A 15,828-nucleotide genomic window follows, 5' to 3' on the forward strand; every position below is an offset into this window, starting at 1 on the left:
GGAGGCGTGGTCGAAGAGACGCGCAACAGCGTGGGGGGACAGGCCCGGGTGGAGACGCTCGTCCAGGCCGGACGCATCGAGCATCTGCACATGGCCGCCCCGCCCCCACCGTCCGCCCTACAGGGACTGATAGCGGATCAGTTACCGCCCGAGTGCCGCTCCTTCGTCGACCGCCACGAGGAGCAGAGACGCCTGGCCGAAGCCCTGGGGCACGGCGGCGAGGAAGCTCCGGCCGCCGCGCTGCGCCGCCCCTTCGTCGTCGTGATCAGCGGGGTCGGCGGGATCGGCAAGACCACGCTCGGCACACGGCTGGCGCGCCGCCTCCGGCAGGACCGCCCCGAGTACGAGGGCAACGTCCGTTACGTCGACCTGGACGACCACCGGACGGACGGCGGAGCCGACCTCTCCGAGGCGTACGCCGAGCTGCTGCGCGGCTTCGGCCTCCGCCCGGACGAGTTGGAGCGGACGCTGTCCGCTCGCCGGAGCCAGTACCGCGCCGTGACCCAGCACCGCCCCCTAGTCCTGGTGCTCGACAACGTCCGTACCGGTTCCGAGGCCGAGGCGCTGCTCCCCGCGTCCGGCGGCAGCGTGGTCATCGCCATCGGCCGGCGCACGCTGTACGAGATCCCGGGCGGGGCCGACCTCGAACTCCCGCTCGCGCCGCTCGCCGGACCGCACTCCCACGAACTGCTGCGGACCATCGTGCGCGACGACCCCCGGTTCACCGAGGAGGCGGACGCCGCCGCCGAACTCGCCCGCGTCTGCCAGGGGTTGCCCGCGGCCCTCGAGGTCGCCGCCCAGTGGGTACGGCGCCACGGCAGCCGCCCCCTCGCCCGCCTCGCCGACCGGCTGTCCAGGGAGTGGAAGGAGAACGGGGTGCCGGAGGTGGAGGCGGTGTGGAACGCCGCGTACGAGGACCTGAGCCCGCAGGCGGCTCGCCTGTACCGACTGCTCGCCGTCCACCCCGGCCCGTACCTCGCCCCCGATGCGGCGGTCGCGCTCTTCGGCGACGACGAGGAGACGGCGTACGACGCGCTCGACGACCTGCGGGTCTCCGGACTGCTGCCCGCCGCACGCGGCGGGCTCCACCGGATGCACGACCTCCTGCGCGACCACGCCGTGCGCCGCGCGCGACGGGACGACCCGGACGGCACCGAGGCCGCGGCCGGCCGCACCCGGATCGTGCGCTGGTACCTGCGCCAGGCGCAGCGCGCCGACCGGCTGTGGGCGGGCCCGCGGCTGACCCTGGCGGAGGAGGTGCCCGCCCTGCCGGGCGTACCGGACGTGACATGGGCCGGCGAGAAGGCCGGACCGGACGCCCAGGCCTGGCTCGAAGCCCGGCGGCACGCGCTCTTCGGCGCGGTTCGGACCGCGTACCACCACGGGATGGACCCCGAGGCCTGGGCGCTGTGCGAGCCGCTGTGGACCCTCTTCCTGGACCACCAGCACTACGCGGACGTCATCGACGCGTTCACGGCCGGCCGGGACGCGGCCCGGCGGGCCGGCCACCCCGCCGCGCTCGTCCGGATGCGCTGCCAACTCGCCCGCCCACTCTGGGAGCTGGGTGAACTGGACGCCGCGGCCGCGGAGGTGGACGCGGCCGTCGGGGCAGCCGCAGCCCTCGGGGATACGGACGACGAACGCAAACTCAAGGCGTCCGCGCTGGAGTTCCGGGGCAAGGTCGCCACGATGCGTGGGGACTGGGCGGGTTCGCTTCCCGACTTCCGGGAGTCGCGCCGCATCCACGAGCAGATTCCCCATCCCTACGGCGCGATGCTCCAGACCTATCTCCTCGCCCGTTCGCACCGTGAACTGGGCGACCTCGACGCCGCCCTCGCCGACGCCCGAGAGGCGCACGCCGCAGCCCAGGAGCTCGGCCGGGCCCGTATGACGGCCCGGACCGGTCTGGAGCTGGGCCGCGTCCTCCACGTCCTCGGCCGCCGCGCGGAGGCGGCCCCGCTCTACGAGGCGGCGCTGAGCAGCGCCAGGGAACGGCGGGCGACGCGCGAGGAGGCGGCGATTCTGGAGCTGCTCGCCGCGCTCGCCCAGGAGTCCGGGGACGAGGTCACGGAGCGGGGGACAGGGGCGGCCGAGGCGTGAGCCGTACGGAGTGCCGCGTCCCGCCGACACGGACGTGCAACCGCCCGGCGACGGCGACCGCCCGGTCCTGAGCCGCGGACAGGTGGGCGTGCACCCCGCTGAGCAGCGCGGTGGGGTCGACCGGGCCGCGGCCCGGCCCGGGACCGGCGTCGAGAACCACGTCGTACAGGGCCCCGCCGCTGCGCCGGACCAGCCAGCGGCCGTCCGCGATCGGCGCGGCGACGGTACGGCGTCCCGGGTACCTCTCCAGGATCCGCGCGGTCCACGCCTCGGCGGCCACAGCCGTCTCAGGCGCCGACCTGCGGAACAGCAGGGCGGCGCTCTCCTGTTGACGGCGGGCGGCGAGCTCCGCGTCGGCGGCGAGGTGATGCGTCGCGACATCGGCCCACGCGGGATGACGCGTGATCCCTACGGCCGTTTCCTCCGTTCCCTCCGTTCCTTCCGCCCCCTCCTGGCGGGCGTGGACCGCGAAGGCGTACGGCGTGCGGGCCGGGGCCGCCGGAACCGGCAGCGGAGCCGGGTCGGCGGGGTACGGCGGCGGATCGAGCCCGAGCAGCCGGTACACCTCGGCGCGCAGCAGCTCCAGGGCCTCGCCCTGCCGGGCGAACGCGGTGGCGGCCGCGGCCCGCTGGGCGCCCGGCCGGTGCCCGCGCACCAGGTCGTCGAGGTCCGCCGCGCCGCCGAGCACGCCGGCCCGGTCGAGGAGCCGGGCCATCGGGCTGCCCGGGATCAGCTCGGCCCCGCCGTCGCACGCGGCGACGACCGGCCGGTCCAGGGCGGCGGCGTACAGTGCCGTCGAACCGTGGTCGGTGACGACGGCGTCGGCCGCGACGAGCAGCGCGCCCCACTCCTCGTAGGGCCGGGAGAGCACCAGACCCGCGTCCAGCTCGGGGGCGAGGCTCTCCAGGAGGTCGTACGCGCCCCGCTCGCTGTGCACGTTGGGGTGGACGACCAGGGCGACCTGCCACTCGTCGTACGGCAGGTGCCCGGAGAGTTCGCGGACGAGCCCGGGTCGCCGTACTCCCAGGGACTCCGGGCCCCAGGTCGAGACGACCACGACGAGCCGCCGCGTGCCGGTTCCCAGGGCGGCCCGATAGCGGTCGCGGCGTCCGACGGACTCGAGGATCCGGTCGAGCGTCGGGTCCCCGACGACCACGCCCCGCGCGGCGGCGGCGGGCGCCTCCGCGGCGAGCCGCTCGATCTGGCCGGGGTGGGCGAGCGCGTGCACATCGGCGAGCGGCCGCCGCTCGTGCAGGAGGAAGAGCCCGTCGAGGCCGGAGGCGGAGTCGGCGGTGCCCTCGGCGGTCAGTGTCTTGTTGAACCCGGCGCCGTGCGGGAGCAGGACGAGCGGGCCGCCCAGCGCGGACAGTTCTCCCTTGGGGCTCGCCGCCAGCACGAGGTCGTGTCCGCCCGCGAGCGCCTCGCTCCACGGCACGGTCCTGGCTCCGGCCCGTTCGACGGCCGCGAGCGCGTCGACGCCGAACTCGGAGCCGGGGACGAGGACGAAGCGGCGTCTGATCCGCCCGTCACCCCGGAAGACGGGGACGACGTCGAGGAGCCGGTGCAGCGCGGCGGCCGAGCGCGCCGCGAAGAGCACGGTCCTCTCGTCCCCCGAGCCCCGAGCTCCGGCCCCCGGCGAACGCTGCCCGCGGCCCCCGGCGAACGCTGCCCGCTGCCCGCTGCCCGCTGCCCGCTGCCCGCTGCCCGCTGCCCGCTGCCCGCTGCCCGCTGCCCGCTGCCCGCTGGGTGACTGTTCATCCTACTTGGTTCACATCTGCCAGATATGCCGTTTGCGTCAACTGCCCTTGCAGTGGGGGACGGTTCCACGGCACCGGGCGACGACATGCGGGCGATCGTACGACAGCGGTGCCCCGCACGTTCGAGGTCATTCCCACTCGATGGAGTGAAACACGCCGGTGGCCTGATCCGGCCACGCCCGGATCGCGTTAATTGCGGTACGGGCGAATGCCCGTGAACACCTTCCGGAAGGCAGGAAGCCATGAGGCAGATTCGCCGAAGTGGTCTGGCCACATTGATGGTCACGGGTGGCGCGCTCGCGCTCTCGGCGGGCGCCGCGCACGCCGACTCCGGTGCACAGGGCGCCGCTGTCGACTCGCCGGGCGTGATCTCCGGCAACGCCGTTCAGTTGCCGGTGCACGTCCCGGTCAACGTCTGCGGGAACACCGTCAACGTCGTCGGGCTGCTCAACCCGGCCGCCGGCAACAGCTGCGCGAACACCACCGAGCCCGACGGGTACGGCTCGGACGCGGACGGCGGCGGCGGGTCGCACAGGGACGAGCCCGGCACGCCGCACACCGGCGGGCAGAACGGCGGGGGCAACGCGTCCAACGGCGGTGGCTCCACCGCCGAGGGCGTCGCGAAGAACTCCCCCGGAGTGCTCTCCGGCAACGGCATCCAGCTGCCGATCGACCTCCCCGTGAACGTCAGCGGCAACTCGGTCAACGTCGTCGGCATCGGCAACCCGGCCTTCGGCAACACCGCCGTCAACGGCCCCGGCCACCCCGAGGCGCCCGCCGAGCAGCCGAAGCCGCAGGGGCCCGGCACGCTCCCGCCCGCCCCGGGCGACGACAAGACCCCGGGTGCCCCGGTCGCCCCGGCGCCCGGTACGCAGACCAGCTCGGTCGCGCTCGCCAGCACGGGCTCGGACCTGGTCGGCTTCGCGGCCCCGGCCGGCGCGGCCCTGCTGCTCGGCGGCGCGCTGGTGTACCGCCGGGCCCGTCGCATGGGCGCGGAGGGCTGAGGCCCACGAGGGTCCTCACGCCGAGCGCCAGGCCCGGAGCACCGCCTCGATGGCCGGTGACACCCTCGTCCGGGCCTGGTGGCGGGGGACCCCTCGCATGAGCAGCGAGTCGTACTCGGTGTCGACATGCCGTACGGCGGCCCGCACCGCGGCCGTGACCGCTCCCCGGTCGAGCGCCCGCCCCGCCGCCGTACGTCCCACCCGGCCGCTGCCCTTCTGCGAGGCATGAGCCGCGATCTCCGCCGCCCGCGATGCCGGGCAGCGCGGAAAGAGCCGCAGGATCTCGGCCTCCAGCGTCGCGGTGACCTCCGCGTCCCGCTCCGCGCGCCGCGCCGCGTCCCGGGCCCGCCGCCGCGCCCGCGCCTCCGCGTCGGCCAGACAGGCCGCCTCGGCCCGGGCGAGCGCCGCCTCCTCGACGAGCAGCCCCTGGCGCTCGTACCGCGTACGGCGCCGGTTGTGCCGTACGACCACCGCCCAGAGCGAACTTCCCTCGCGCGCCCGGCGGGTGAGGGCGGTGTCCCCGCGCCGCAGGAACACCAGATGACCGAGGTCGGCGCAGTCCAGACAGACGGGTGCGTTGAACTCGACGATCATCCGCTCCAGCGGCCCCTGGTGGCACTCCGAGCAGCGGCGGCGCTTGAGCGGTTCGACGACGACGGGTGCGACCAGGTCCATGGCGGCCTCCTACGCCCCGTTGTTCAGCGAACGCCGGGAGCGGCCGCGGCGATGAACCGCGCGAGCGCGTCCTTCGCCTCCTGCGAACGCTTGGCGCGCTCTGCCTCGCCGGTGGCGTCGTGCATGCAGTTCGTCACCTCGAAAGCGTCCTCGGCCAGTTGGCGGGTCTTCGGTTCGTCGCAGACGAGCTGGACACGGAACAGGGCCTGGCGGGCGGCGGTGCGCTGCCGGTACGAGGCGTGGCGCGACTCCTCGGCCTCCTCGGAGCCCGGCTCCCGAACGGCCCGGAACCAGCGGTCGTTCTGACTGTGCCGGTAGTCGACGACCGCGCCCGCGAAGGCGCTGTAGGTCGAGATTCTTTCCTGGCGCAGTTGTTCGGCGCGGGCGAGCACCGCCGTACGCTCGGCGGCCCGGCTCTGGAACCAGTGCGTGGCGGCCACACCTAACAGGGTCCCGATCACGGCAATCAGCGCCGTCTCCATGACTGCGTACTCCTCCGGAGTCTCAACCGACAAGGAAAATCGTTCGATTCGCCACCCCGGTCCCGGCTAGGGTCCGTCGCGTGGCAACGAAACTCAATCAGATCATCGCAGTGGAGAAGGGCGTCAAGTCCAGGGCGCATCAGGACCTGACCGCGGCGCACCACGGGCTGCAGAAGCCCGCGCTGCTCGCCGGCATCTCCCGTACGTACCAGCCGAAGGACGAGGAGGGCGAGCAGCTTCCGCCCGAGTCCACGCTGGTGCAGGTGAAGGCCGAGGACGTGCTGCGCGACACCGCGCGGGCGCTGACCCGGCTGTTCGATGTGACCGCCACCAAGGACTGGGCCAACTGCGAGGCGCGCGCCGACATCACCGTCGACGGGCGCGTGCTGGTGAGCCAGGTGCCCGTCGCGTACCTCCTCTTCCTGGAGAAGCAGCTGACGGACATCAACACCTTCGTCCGCAAGCTGCCCGTCCTCGACGCGGCCGAGTCCTGGACGCAGGACCCGTCGACCGACGCGTGGAAGACCGAGGTCGTCCGCACGGTGCGGACGAAGAAGGTGCCGCGCAACCACGTCAAGGCGGAGGCGACGGACAAGCACCCGGCGCAGGTCGAGGTGTACTACGAGGACGTTCCCGTCGGTTACTGGACCACGGTGAAGTTCTCGGGCGCGCTGCCGGCCCGGCGGGTCAACGAGCTTCTCGAGCGGGTGGAGAAGCTCCAGCAGGCGGTGAAGTTCGCCCGTGAGGAGGCGAACAGCGCCGAGGTCACCGACCAGCGGGTCGGCGACGCCGTCTTCGGCTACCTCTTCGGGTAGCGGGGGACACCCACAGACTCCCCGGCCACAGCACACGGCCGGGGTGCGCGAGGAGCGCGAAGCTGAAGCTGAGTCTTGTCGTGAATCCGCGGTTCCAGTGGAGGTTCGAGTCCTCCTCCCGGCACTCTCCGATCCAGTCCAGGCCGGGATAGCCCAACCAGGCAGAGGCACGCCGCGTCAATCTCAGACTATTGCTCCAGATTCAGCATGCGCCGCTCATCGCCGGATCGACCGGGCCCGGGCCCTGGTGCGTCGAAATGCCAGTTCGAATCTGGTCCGCCGAGCTCGATCGGCGGTGGTCCAATGGCAGGACGCGACGCAATGACGACTGACCCGGGTTCTCAAGTGTGCCGGCGTGTGATGTGAGCGGCATCGACAGGGTCCGGGGGCAGGCTACGCCCTCGGACCCGCTCCTTTTCCCGGGCTCGGGGCGGTCTACTGGCGGTAGCCGCTCAGGAAACGGCCGATGCGGCTGATCGCCGCGTCGAGGTCGTCGGCGTACGGCAGGGTCAGGATGCGGAAGTGGTCCGGCCGGGGCCAGTTGAAGCCGGTGCCCTGGACGACCTGGATCTTCTCGCGCAGCAGCAGGTCGAGGACGAACTTCTCGTCGTCGTGGATCTTGTGCACCTTCGGGTCCAGGCGCGGGAAGGCGTAGAGCGCGCCCTTGGGCTTCACGCAGGAGACGCCGGGGATCTCGTTGAGCTTCTCCCAGGCCTTGTCGCGCTGCTCGTGGAGCCTGCCGCCGGGGGCGGTCAGCTCGTTGATCGACTGCCGGCCGCCGAGCGCGGCCTGGATGGCGTACTGGGCGGGGGCGTTGGGGCACAGCCGCATGGAGGCGAGCATGGTCAGCCCCTCCAGATAGCTCTTCGCGTGCTGCTGGGGGCCGCTGACGACCAGCCAGCCGGAGCGGAAGCCCGCCACCCGGTACGTCTTCGAAAGACCGCCGAAGGTGAGGACGACCAGGTCAGGGGCGAGGGAGGCGGCAGGGTAGTGGACGGCCTCGTCGTAGACGATCTGGTCGTAGATCTCGTCGGCGAAGACCATCAGGCCGTGGCGGCGGGCGAGGTCGAGGATGCCCTCGACGATTTCGCGCGGATACACCGCGCCGGTGGGGTTGTTGGGGTTGATGATCACGACGGCCCGGGTCCTGTCGGTGATCTTCGCGGCCATGTCGTCGAGGTCCGGGTACCAGTCGGCCGACTCGTCGCAGAGGTAGTGCACCGCCTTGCCGCCCGCGAGGGTGGTCACCGCCGTCCACAGGGGGAAGTCGGGGGCGGGGATCAGGACCTCGTCGCCGTCCTCCAGAAGCGCCTGGACGGCCATGGAGACCAGCTCGGAGACGCCGTTGCCGAGGAAGACGTCGTCGACGCCGACCTCCGGCAGGCCCATGGCCTGGTAGCGCTGGGCGACGGCGCGGCGGGCGGAGAGGATGCCACGGGAGTCGGTGTAGCCGTGGGCCTTCGGGAGCATCCGGATCATGTCCTGGACGATCTCCTCGGGCGCCTCGAAGCCGAAGAGCGCGGGGTTTCCGGTGTTGAGGCGCAGGACGCTGTGGCCCGCCTCCTCCAGCGCGTTGGCGTGCTCGATGACCGGGCCGCGGATCTCGTAGCAGACCTCGCTCAGCTTGCTCGACTGCCGGAACTCCATGCGACGACCTCCCCAGAAGTGGTGATGCTTGGTTTTACCAAGTTCGAGCTTGGAAAGTCCAACAACTTGTCTAGACTGCGTCGCATGCCACGTCAGCCACGCCGCCGAAGCTATGACCAGTACTGTGCCGCTGCCCGGGCCCTCGACCTCGTCGGCGACCGCTGGACGCTGCTGATCGTCCGTGAACTCCTCGCCGGCCCGCGCCGCTACACCGATCTGCACGCCGACCTGCCCGGAGTCAGTACGGACATGCTGGCCGGCCGCCTCAAGGACATGGAGGGCGCCGCACTTGTCACGCGCCGCCGCCTGCCGGCGCCCGCGTCGGCGTACGTGTACGAACTCACGCCGCGCGGCCGCGAGCTGCTGCCCGTCCTGCGGGCCCTGGCCGAATGGGGCGCGCCCGCCCTGGAGGAACCCCGGCCGACCGACGCCGTCCGCGCCCACTGGTTCGCGATCCCGCTGCTGGGCGCGCTGGCGGGCCGGATCGAGGGCGTCGTTCAAGTGACCCTCGACGAAGGGGTGTTCCATGTACGGACCGGGGGCGACGCGGCCGCCTCGTACGCGGACGGACCGGCCGAGGACGCCGACGCGCACCTGCGGACCGACGCCGCGACCTGCCGCGCCCTGGCGAGCGGGGAGCTGACGCTCGCGGAGGCGGTGCGGGACGGACGGGTCGAGGTGGCGGGGGACGGCCTTCTCGCCGGTGAACCGCGGGAGCCGCTCGTGCCGTCGGCGGTCGACTGATCGTCAATTCCTGTCCGAGTCATCCCCCTTGCGGGTAGCGTAAGGCTGTTTGGCGGCCATGAACCGATGGGCCGCGCTGGGAAGTTGGAGGGCTGCTCCATGGGGATCGACATCTGCACCGAGCGGGACACGCGCCTCGGGGAGACCCTGGTGGTCGAGCCGGTGCGCGCGGGCAGCCGTGACGGTGTACTGGCCAAGGGCACCTCGGTCGGCACGCTCCGGATCAAGCCGCCCAAGGGGCGGACGGATGTCGTCTTCCGTACCGTCACCCTCGCCCCGGGGGCCTCCACGGGGTGGCACCACCACCCCGGCCAGATCATCGCCGTCGTCCAGTCGGGCACGCTGACCCGCATCCTGCACGACTGCTCGGTCGAGACGGTGTCCGCGGGCGAGGCCTTCGTCGAGCCCGCGGGCCGAAGGAACCGCCACACAGGACACAACTTCGGCTCCGAGCCCGTCGTGCTCTACATGACCTGCCTCCTGCCCGAGGGCGCGCCGCTCGCGATCGAGGCGGACGCACCGGACTGCGCGCTCAGCCTCGCTTGAGGCTTGAGGCCTGAGGCCTTCGGCCTGACGGCTCGGGCCGACGGCGGCGACGCCGGTGATCCGGTTCCGTTCGATGCCGGTTCATAGACTCGGAACCGTGCGATTCGAAGCGATCACCTGGGAGCGGCTGGCCACCACGCTGGCCGCGCATGTCGACGGGGCGGCCCCCGGCGACGGCGGCGACTGGCTCAAGGTCGGGATCGACGGGCCGCCCGCGGCGCCCACCGGGGAGACCGCCGAGCGGATCGCGGAGGCGCTGCGGCTGCGTGGGCGGTCCGTGCTCGTCGTCGGCACCGAAGGGTTCCTGCGGCCCGCGTCGCTGCGCTACGAGTACGGGAAGCGGGACCCGGACTCGTACTACAGCGGTTGGTTCGACACCGGGGCGCTCTGGCGCGAGGTGTTCGGGCCGCTGGAGGCGGGAGGCAGCGGGCGCGTGCTGCCCGACCTGTGGGATCCCGCCACCGACCGCGCCACCCGCAGCCCGTACGTGGAACTGCCGCCCGGTGGCGTCCTGGTGGTGCACGGGCCGTTCCTCCTCGGGCACTGGTTCCCGTTCGACCTGACCGTCCATCTGCGGCTCTCGCCCGGAGCCCTCGCGCGCCGCAGCGAGGACCCCTGGACCCTGCCCGCCTTCGAGCGGTACGAGAACGAGGTCGGCCCCTCCGACACCGCGGACGTGGTCGTACGCGCCGACGACCCGCGCCACCCGGCCTGGACCGGACTCCGCGGCCAGGGGCCCGCCCCCGTACACAGTCCGCCCTAAGGCGGCGGCCGGCCGCCCACCACCGTCACCGCCTCCGCGCCCGCCCGGCACCCGGCCTCCGCCGCCTCCACCGCGTCCGCACCCGCGAGCCGGGCCGCCAGGAACGCTCCCGTGAACGCGTCGCCCGCGCCCGTCGAGTCCACCGGGCGGACGGCCGGCGCCGCGACCCGGCCCGTGACCGAGCCGGCCTCGGCCACCACCGCGCCCTCGGCGCCCAGCGTGACCGCGACCAGCGGGAACGTACGGCTCAACGCCTCCGCCGCCGCCACCGGTTCCGCGCACCCGGTCAGCAGCCGGGCCTCGTCGGCGTTCGGGAACAGGGCCCGCGCGCCCTGGGCCGCGGTCAGGAACCGATCCGCCCCCAGCCGCTTCAGGAACCCCGCGGAGGCCGGGTCCACACTCACCGGAATCCCCGCCTCCCGCGCGCCCCGCAGCGCCCTCAGCGCGGTCGCGCGGCTCGGCGCGGCGAAGAAGAGATACCCGGACAGATGCAGATGCGCCGTTCCGTCGAGGAACGCGTCGGCCCAGTCGGCGGGGGAGAGACGCAGCGCCGCCCCGCTGTCGGTCAGGAACGTGCGCTCGGCGCTCGCGTCGACCAGGGAGATCACCGTCGCCGTGGTGGCGTCCGCGTCCATGACCAGCATCGGCCGAACGCCCGCCCGGCGCAGCGCCCGGTCGTGCCACCCGGCCTCGTCCGCGCCCACCCGCCCGAGCAGCCGCACCTGCCCGCAGCCCGAACGCGCCGCCCAGCAGGCCGCGTTGGCCCCCGCCCCGCCCGGCAGCCGCCGGATCTCGGCGGCCGTGTCCGTGGCCGGTGCGAGCGGGGTCCCGTGCCGGGCCACGACGTCGGTGACCACGTCCCCGACGACCAGGAGCCCGGTCACGCCCGGCCGTGGTACGCCGTCGCGATCCGCGCCGCGAGCCGCACGTTGCCGCGCACCGCCGCCAGGTTGGCCTCCAGGGACGCCCCGTCGGTGTGCACCGTCAGATACTCGAGCAGGAACGGCGTCACGGCCTGGCCGGTGATCCCCTTCTCCTTCGCCGCCGCGAGGCCCTGCGCGAGGACCCGGTCGTGCAGCGCCGGATCCAGCTGGTCGGCCACCGGCACCGGGTTCGCGACGATCAGCGCGGAGTACGGCTCGCCCAGCTCGTCCTGGGTCCGTATCACGCCCGCCACCTCCTCGGGCGTCCGCAGCGTCCAGTCGACCGGCTCTCCCGAGGAGGCCAGATAGAACCCGGGGAAGCGCTCCGTCCCGTACCCCACGACCGTCACGCCCAGGGTCTCCAGGCGCTGCAGCGTCGCCGGGACGTCGAGGATCGACTTGATCCCCGCGCACACCACCGTGATCCCGACCCGGGAGAGCAGCCGCAGGTCCGCCGACTCGTCCTGCGTCTCGTGCCACTCCCGGTGCACCCCGCCGAGCCCGCCGGTCGCGAAGACCCGTATGCCGACCGAGTCCGCCAGCCACGCCGTCGCCGAGACCGTCGTCGCTCCCGTCGCCCCGGCTGCGAGCGCGGGCGCCAGATCGCGGTGGCCCAGCTTCCGTACCGCCGGATCCTCGGCGATCCGGGCCAACCGGTCCTCGTCCAGGCCGACATGGGCCGTGCCGTCGACGACGGCGATCGTGGCGGGCACGGCGCCGCCGTCCCGTACCAGCGCCTCCAGCTCCCGGGCCACGGCCAGATTGCGCGGGCGCGGCAGGCCGTGGGCGATGATCGTGGACTCCAGCGCGACGACGGGACGGCCCTCGTGGAGCGCCTCCCGTACCTCTTCGGACACCTGTGTGGACATGTCCCATCTCTGGCGCAACCGCAGACCCCCCAAACCTCGGTGGCGACCTTCAGCCACAGCGCGACAGACCGGGCAGCCGTGCGGCGTCCACCACCTGGATCACCGGCCGGGAGCCGGAGGCCTTGGCGTTGCCCACGCTGTACGCGACGGCCAGCGCACCGCCTCTGGCCTGCGCGTAGCCGTACGCCGGGGTGATCCGCGCGTATGATCCCGAGCCGAGGTCCAGGGCGTAGGAGGTCTCCGGGGTGCGCCAGGTGACCAGACGGCCGCTGATCCGCAGCTGGTCCATGCCGTCGACGGCCGGGGACGTGGTCACGACCGCCGCCGGCCGCGCGTCCCCCGTCCGCCACACCATCAGCCGGGGCTCGGTCTCGCCTCGCACCCAGGCCCAGGTGCCGCCGTCGGAGACGACGGAGCGGATGTCCCGGAGCGCGGCCAACGGGCCGGGCAGTGCGGCGGGCCGTCCGGTCGCCAGGGAGACGGCGGCCAGCCGCGTCCCGGAGCCCGTCGATTCGCGCCACACCAGCAGCGCGCCCGCGGCGAAGGGGGTGTCCATCACCCCGGTGTGCAGGGCGCGCGGGGCGCCACCTGCGGCAGGGGCCGCGTACACGGTCGCCTTGCCGTCGCCGGAGCCCTGCGCCCAGTGGACGGTGCCGTCACGGACGACGGGCTGGGGGAGCGGGCCCGGCCGGTCGGCGCGGGCGAGCCGCCGCGCCTGTCCCGTGCCGGCATCCCAGACGTACAGACTCCACGGGCTGTCGAGGGTCCGTCCTTCGAGGATCGCGAACGCGGCCCACCGCCGGCCGTCGAAGTCGGCCGCGAGCAGCTGGTGTTCGACGGGGTCGGCGAGGGCGAGCAGGGTGCGCGGCGCCTTGCTCGTGAGCACCAGCGCGGCCCGGCGGCGGTCGGCGCCGGTGAGCTGCACGGCGGTCCAGCCGGGGCCGGCGTCGGTGAGAGCCGCCCGCTCGCCGGCCGGTGTCCGCAGCTCGCCCGCGTCGAGCGCGGCGCGCCAGGCGGCGGGCAGCCCCACCTCGCACGCGGCGGCGAGCGCGCGCGGCCGCGGTGCCGGGGCGGATGTCCTGCCGGGCGTCGGATCGGGGGCGGGCCGCGCCGACGAGCATCCCGCGAGCAGGACGCCCGTCAGCAGCAGGGCCAGGGCGCAGGACCTACCAGACGTAACCACGGCCGCCCATGATGGTCGTGATGGTGTCGGACGAGATGTGCGCCGACTTGGGGACCGAGCCCGCCCACGAGATCACGCTCGTGCTGACCCCGCCCACCGGATCGAGGTAGTTGACCTGCCCGGCGGCCGTGTCGGTGTTGTAGCCGTCGATCGCGACCCAGTGGAATATCTCGATGTTGGGGTGGCCGACGAGGTGCGGGCCGCCCGGTACCTCCCAGGCGTTGCCGGCGATGGCGTAGTCGTTGTCGGTGTTGTGGGTGATGTGCTGCCTGAAGTTCGCCTTGTCGGTGGCCGTCGGGGTGTACGGCAGCGCCTTCGGTACGTAACCGGCGCCCGGCAGCCGGTGGTTCAGCGCGTCGGCCATCGGATAGCCGGTCGGGCTGGGGACGTTGATGTTGATGCCGTACCAGGCGGTGCCGTTGCCGGTCGTCTTCAGGAGGGTCGCGGCGTCCTGCTGCGAGCGGCCCGCGACCTCGTCGTGCGCGGACTGGGTGATCACGAGGGTGGCCGGGCCGCACCAGTAGGAGGTCTTCTGCGACTGGTGGAGGCCGCCGGAGAGCTTGTAGCCGGCGAGCGCCGCCTGGGCGCGCACGCCGTCGTACGCGCTGCTCGCCTCCGCCTGTTTGGCGGCGCTCAGTCTCCGCTGCGCGGGGGTGAGGCGCTGCGGGCCGAGGGTGTCGTGGGCGGCCTTGTAGGAGGCTCCGGGGGCCAGGGGCTCGACGGCCATGGGTTCGGCGGCCACGGGCTCGGCCACGGGTTCGGCCACGGGTTCGGGGGCCACCGGCTCGGCGGCCAGGGCGGCGGGGGCGGCCGCGGCGGCCGCGAGCAGCGCCGCGGCGGTCAGGGCGGCGGTACGCAGAAGGAAGGCTGACGCCGGCATCGCACTCTCCTGTCGAAGGTGGGGGAGGAGTTCAGGGGGAGTTTGACGCGCACACGCCAGGCTCGACAGGGGGCTCGGTGGATTGCCTCCGACCAACATTGGGCGCACCAAAGGCGCCTCTCGTGACCAGCGGGGACATCGGTTCGTCACCTGTTTCGCCGGCCCGGTTTTCGGCGCCACGGAGTCGTGACGCCGGGCTCGGTGGCGTGCGCGTATGAGCGATTCCGCCCCCGAAGGGGCCGAGGTGTCCATTCGTCACTTCTACGACGACCTCGCCGCCGACTACGACCTGATGTACGCCGATTGGGGTGCGAGCGTCGCGAACCAGGGGGGCGGCGCTCGACCGGATCACCGCCGAACAGCTCGGAACGGGTGCTTCCGAATCCTCGTACGGGGTTCTCGACTGCGCCTGCGGAATCGGTACCCAGGCCCTCGGTCTGGCCGCGCGAGGGCACCTGGTCACCGGCACGGACCTCAGCCCGCGCGCCGTCGCCCGCGCCGCGCGCGAGGCCGGCCGCCGGGGGGTGCCCTTCACCGCCGCGGGCGCCGCGGACATGCGCGCCCTGCCCTTCGCCGACGCCTCCTTCGACGTGCTCGTCTGCGCCGACAACTCCCTTCCGCATCTGCTCACGCCCGCGGACGTCCAGGCCGCGCTGGGCGAGATGCGGCGCGTACTCACCCCCCGGTGGCCTGCTGATTCTCTCCACACGGCCCTACGACGAACTGCTCCGCGAGCGCCCCGTCTCGACCCCGCCGACCGTGCGGACCGGCCCCGAGGGGCGGACGATCACCTTCCAGCTCTGGTACTGGCACGAGGACGGCGAGCACGACGACCTGGAGCTCTTCCAGCTCCGGCCAGACGGCTCCGGCTGGGCCACGACAGTGCGCCGCGCGACCTACCGGGCGCTTCGCCGGAGCCGTACTTCGGATTTCGTCGCCGACGCCGGATTCGGGGAAGTCGCCTGGTCGGAGCCGGAACGGAGCGGCTTCTTCCAGCCGGTCCTGACCGCGAGACGGCCCTGAGCCCCCACTACAGTCACCGCCCATGACGACACACGACCAGCCCTCCTTCGCCGTCCACATCCCCGACGCGGACCTGGAGCCGGAGCCGCTCGACCCCGCGCAGATCGTCGCGGGCACGCCCGAGGTGACCGGCAAGGTCCTGTGGGAGTCCGCCGACGGCAAGCAGCTGCGCGGCATCTGGCAGATCACGCCCGGAGTGGTGACCGACACGGAGGCCGACGAGCTCTTCGTCGTGGTCAGCGGCCGCGCCACGGTCGCCGTCGAAGGGGGCGACACGATGGAGATCGGGCCCGGCGACGCCTGTGTGCTGCGCGAGGGGGACCGGACCACCTGGACGGTCCACGAGACACTGCGCAAGGCGTACCACATCAGCCTCTAGAGGGGGCGCCCCGACGGGGAGCCGAAGGGAGAGTCCAG

15 protein-coding genes and 2 pseudogenes are annotated in these 15,828 nt (G+C 73.4%); 9 read left to right on the forward strand and 8 right to left on the reverse strand.

Annotated features, from left to right (window positions below):
- Positions 1-6: 6 nt before the first annotated feature.
- Positions 7-2,100 (forward strand): NB-ARC domain-containing protein, encoded by a 2,094-nt coding sequence (locus FDM97_RS09985; RefSeq protein ID WP_137990049.1) that lies wholly within the window; start codon positions 7-9, stop codon positions 2,098-2,100.
- On the opposite strand, the gene FDM97_RS09990 is transcribed toward FDM97_RS09985, so the two are convergent.
- Positions 2,066-3,697 (reverse strand): glycosyltransferase family protein, encoded by a 1,632-nt coding sequence (locus FDM97_RS09990; RefSeq protein ID WP_137990050.1) that lies wholly within the window; start codon positions 3,695-3,697, stop codon positions 2,066-2,068. The genes FDM97_RS09985 and FDM97_RS09990 overlap by 35 nt on opposite strands.
- 402 nt (positions 3,698-4,099) lie before the next feature.
- On the opposite strand from FDM97_RS09990, the gene FDM97_RS09995 reads away from it, so the two are divergent.
- Entirely contained in the window at positions 4,100-4,861 is a 762-nt protein-coding gene (locus FDM97_RS09995; RefSeq protein ID WP_137990051.1) for a chaplin, read from the forward strand.
- A 15-nt stretch (positions 4,862-4,876) separates the two neighbouring features.
- Here the strand turns inward: FDM97_RS09995 and FDM97_RS10000 are convergent, their stop codons facing one another.
- The gene (locus FDM97_RS10000) at positions 4,877-5,536 is read right to left on the reverse strand and encodes a DUF2293 domain-containing protein (RefSeq protein WP_137990052.1); all 660 of its coding nucleotides are present in this window, start codon (positions 5,534-5,536) and stop codon (positions 4,877-4,879) included.
- Positions 5,537-5,559: 23 nt separating this feature from the next.
- Entirely contained in the window at positions 5,560-6,018 is a 459-nt protein-coding gene (locus tag FDM97_RS10005; RefSeq protein ID WP_137990053.1) for a hypothetical protein, read from the reverse strand.
- Between the two features lie 80 nt (positions 6,019-6,098).
- Between FDM97_RS10005 and FDM97_RS10010 the strand changes: the two genes are divergently transcribed.
- Both FDM97_RS10010 and FDM97_RS35745 read left to right on the forward strand, forming a co-directional pair.
- Positions 6,099-6,833, forward strand: a complete 735-nt coding sequence (locus tag FDM97_RS10010; RefSeq protein ID WP_137990054.1) for a DUF7873 family protein — start codon at positions 6,099-6,101, stop codon at positions 6,831-6,833.
- Positions 6,834-6,870: 37 nt separating this feature from the next.
- Positions 6,871-6,957: pseudogene (locus FDM97_RS35745) on the forward strand.
- 311 nt (positions 6,958-7,268) lie between these two features.
- Here the strand turns inward: FDM97_RS35745 and FDM97_RS10015 are convergent.
- A complete protein-coding gene (locus FDM97_RS10015) occupies positions 7,269-8,480 on the reverse strand; it encodes a pyridoxal phosphate-dependent aminotransferase (RefSeq protein WP_137990055.1) in 1,212 nt (403 codons plus the stop codon).
- A gap of 84 nt (positions 8,481-8,564) precedes the next feature.
- Here FDM97_RS10015 and FDM97_RS10020 point away from each other — a divergent pair, with 84 nt between their 5' ends.
- The 3 genes from FDM97_RS10020 to FDM97_RS10030 all read left to right on the forward strand — a co-directional run bounded on the left by FDM97_RS10020 (position 8,565) and on the right by FDM97_RS10030 (position 10,533).
- Positions 8,565-9,224 carry a winged helix-turn-helix transcriptional regulator gene (locus FDM97_RS10020; protein WP_137990056.1) on the forward strand — a complete coding sequence of 220 codons (660 nt, stop codon included), beginning with the start codon at positions 8,565-8,567 and terminating at the stop codon, positions 9,222-9,224.
- 99 nt (positions 9,225-9,323) lie between these two features.
- Positions 9,324-9,770: a cupin domain-containing protein gene (locus FDM97_RS10025; protein ID WP_254705550.1), complete on the forward strand. Its 447-nt coding sequence runs from the start codon at positions 9,324-9,326 to the stop codon at positions 9,768-9,770.
- Between the two features lie 97 nt (positions 9,771-9,867).
- Entirely contained in the window at positions 9,868-10,533 is a 666-nt protein-coding gene (locus FDM97_RS10030; protein WP_137990058.1) for a nucleoside/nucleotide kinase family protein, read from the forward strand.
- Here the strand turns inward: FDM97_RS10030 and FDM97_RS10035 are convergent.
- The 4 genes from FDM97_RS10035 to FDM97_RS10050 are packed head-to-tail and all read right to left on the reverse strand — an operon-like array spanning position 10,530 to position 14,388.
- Positions 10,530-11,417, reverse strand: coding sequence for a carbohydrate kinase family protein (locus FDM97_RS10035; protein ID WP_137990059.1), 888 nt, complete (start codon positions 11,415-11,417; stop codon positions 10,530-10,532). The genes FDM97_RS10030 and FDM97_RS10035 overlap by 4 nt on opposite strands.
- Positions 11,414-12,325, reverse strand: coding sequence for a pseudouridine-5'-phosphate glycosidase (locus tag FDM97_RS10040; protein ID WP_137990060.1), 912 nt, complete (start codon positions 12,323-12,325; stop codon positions 11,414-11,416). Before FDM97_RS10040 ends, FDM97_RS10035 begins: the two co-directional genes overlap by 4 nt.
- A 49-nt stretch (positions 12,326-12,374) precedes the next feature.
- Positions 12,375-13,508 carry a hypothetical protein gene (locus tag FDM97_RS10045; RefSeq protein WP_254705551.1) on the reverse strand — a complete coding sequence of 378 codons (1,134 nt, stop codon included), beginning with the start codon at positions 13,506-13,508 and terminating at the stop codon, positions 12,375-12,377.
- The gene (locus tag FDM97_RS10050; protein ID WP_254705552.1) at positions 13,492-14,388 is read right to left on the reverse strand and encodes a cysteine peptidase family C39 domain-containing protein; all 897 of its coding nucleotides are present in this window, start codon (positions 14,386-14,388) and stop codon (positions 13,492-13,494) included. Before FDM97_RS10050 ends, FDM97_RS10045 begins: the two co-directional genes overlap by 17 nt.
- 214 nt (positions 14,389-14,602) lie before the next feature.
- On the opposite strand from FDM97_RS10050, the pseudogene FDM97_RS10060 reads away from it, so the two are divergent.
- Both FDM97_RS10060 and FDM97_RS10065 read left to right on the forward strand, forming a co-directional pair.
- A pseudogene (locus FDM97_RS10060) lies at positions 14,603-15,411 on the forward strand (class I SAM-dependent methyltransferase).
- 22 nt (positions 15,412-15,433) lie between these two features.
- The gene (locus tag FDM97_RS10065) at positions 15,434-15,790 is read left to right on the forward strand and encodes a cupin domain-containing protein (protein WP_137990061.1); all 357 of its coding nucleotides are present in this window, start codon (positions 15,434-15,436) and stop codon (positions 15,788-15,790) included.
- Positions 15,791-15,828 lie beyond the last annotated feature (38 nt).

Source organism: Streptomyces vilmorinianum (assembly GCF_005517195.1).
Lineage (GTDB): Bacteria > Actinomycetota > Actinomycetes > Streptomycetales > Streptomycetaceae > Streptomyces > Streptomyces vilmorinianum.

Excerpts from the sequence above, each read along its gene's own strand:
- FDM97_RS10040 (WP_137990060.1), bottom strand. The coding sequence starts at position 12,325 with ATGTCCACACAGGTGTCCGAAGAGGTACGGGAGGCGCTCCACGAGGGC.
- FDM97_RS10025 (WP_254705550.1), top strand. The coding sequence starts at position 9,324 with ATGGGGATCGACATCTGCACCGAGCGGGACACGCGCCTCGGGGAGACC.
- FDM97_RS09995 (WP_137990051.1), top strand. The coding sequence starts at position 4,100 with ATGAGGCAGATTCGCCGAAGTGGTCTGGCCACATTGATGGTCACGGGT.
- FDM97_RS10000 (WP_137990052.1), bottom strand. The coding sequence starts at position 5,536 with ATGGACCTGGTCGCACCCGTCGTCGTCGAACCGCTCAAGCGCCGCCGC.
- FDM97_RS10065 (WP_137990061.1), top strand. The coding sequence starts at position 15,434 with ATGACGACACACGACCAGCCCTCCTTCGCCGTCCACATCCCCGACGCG.
- FDM97_RS10005 (WP_137990053.1), bottom strand. The coding sequence starts at position 6,018 with ATGGAGACGGCGCTGATTGCCGTGATCGGGACCCTGTTAGGTGTGGCC.
- FDM97_RS10050 (WP_254705552.1), bottom strand. The coding sequence starts at position 14,388 with ATGCCGGCGTCAGCCTTCCTTCTGCGTACCGCCGCCCTGACCGCCGCG.
- FDM97_RS10020 (WP_137990056.1), top strand. The coding sequence starts at position 8,565 with ATGCCACGTCAGCCACGCCGCCGAAGCTATGACCAGTACTGTGCCGCT.
- FDM97_RS10015 (WP_137990055.1), bottom strand. The coding sequence starts at position 8,480 with ATGGAGTTCCGGCAGTCGAGCAAGCTGAGCGAGGTCTGCTACGAGATC.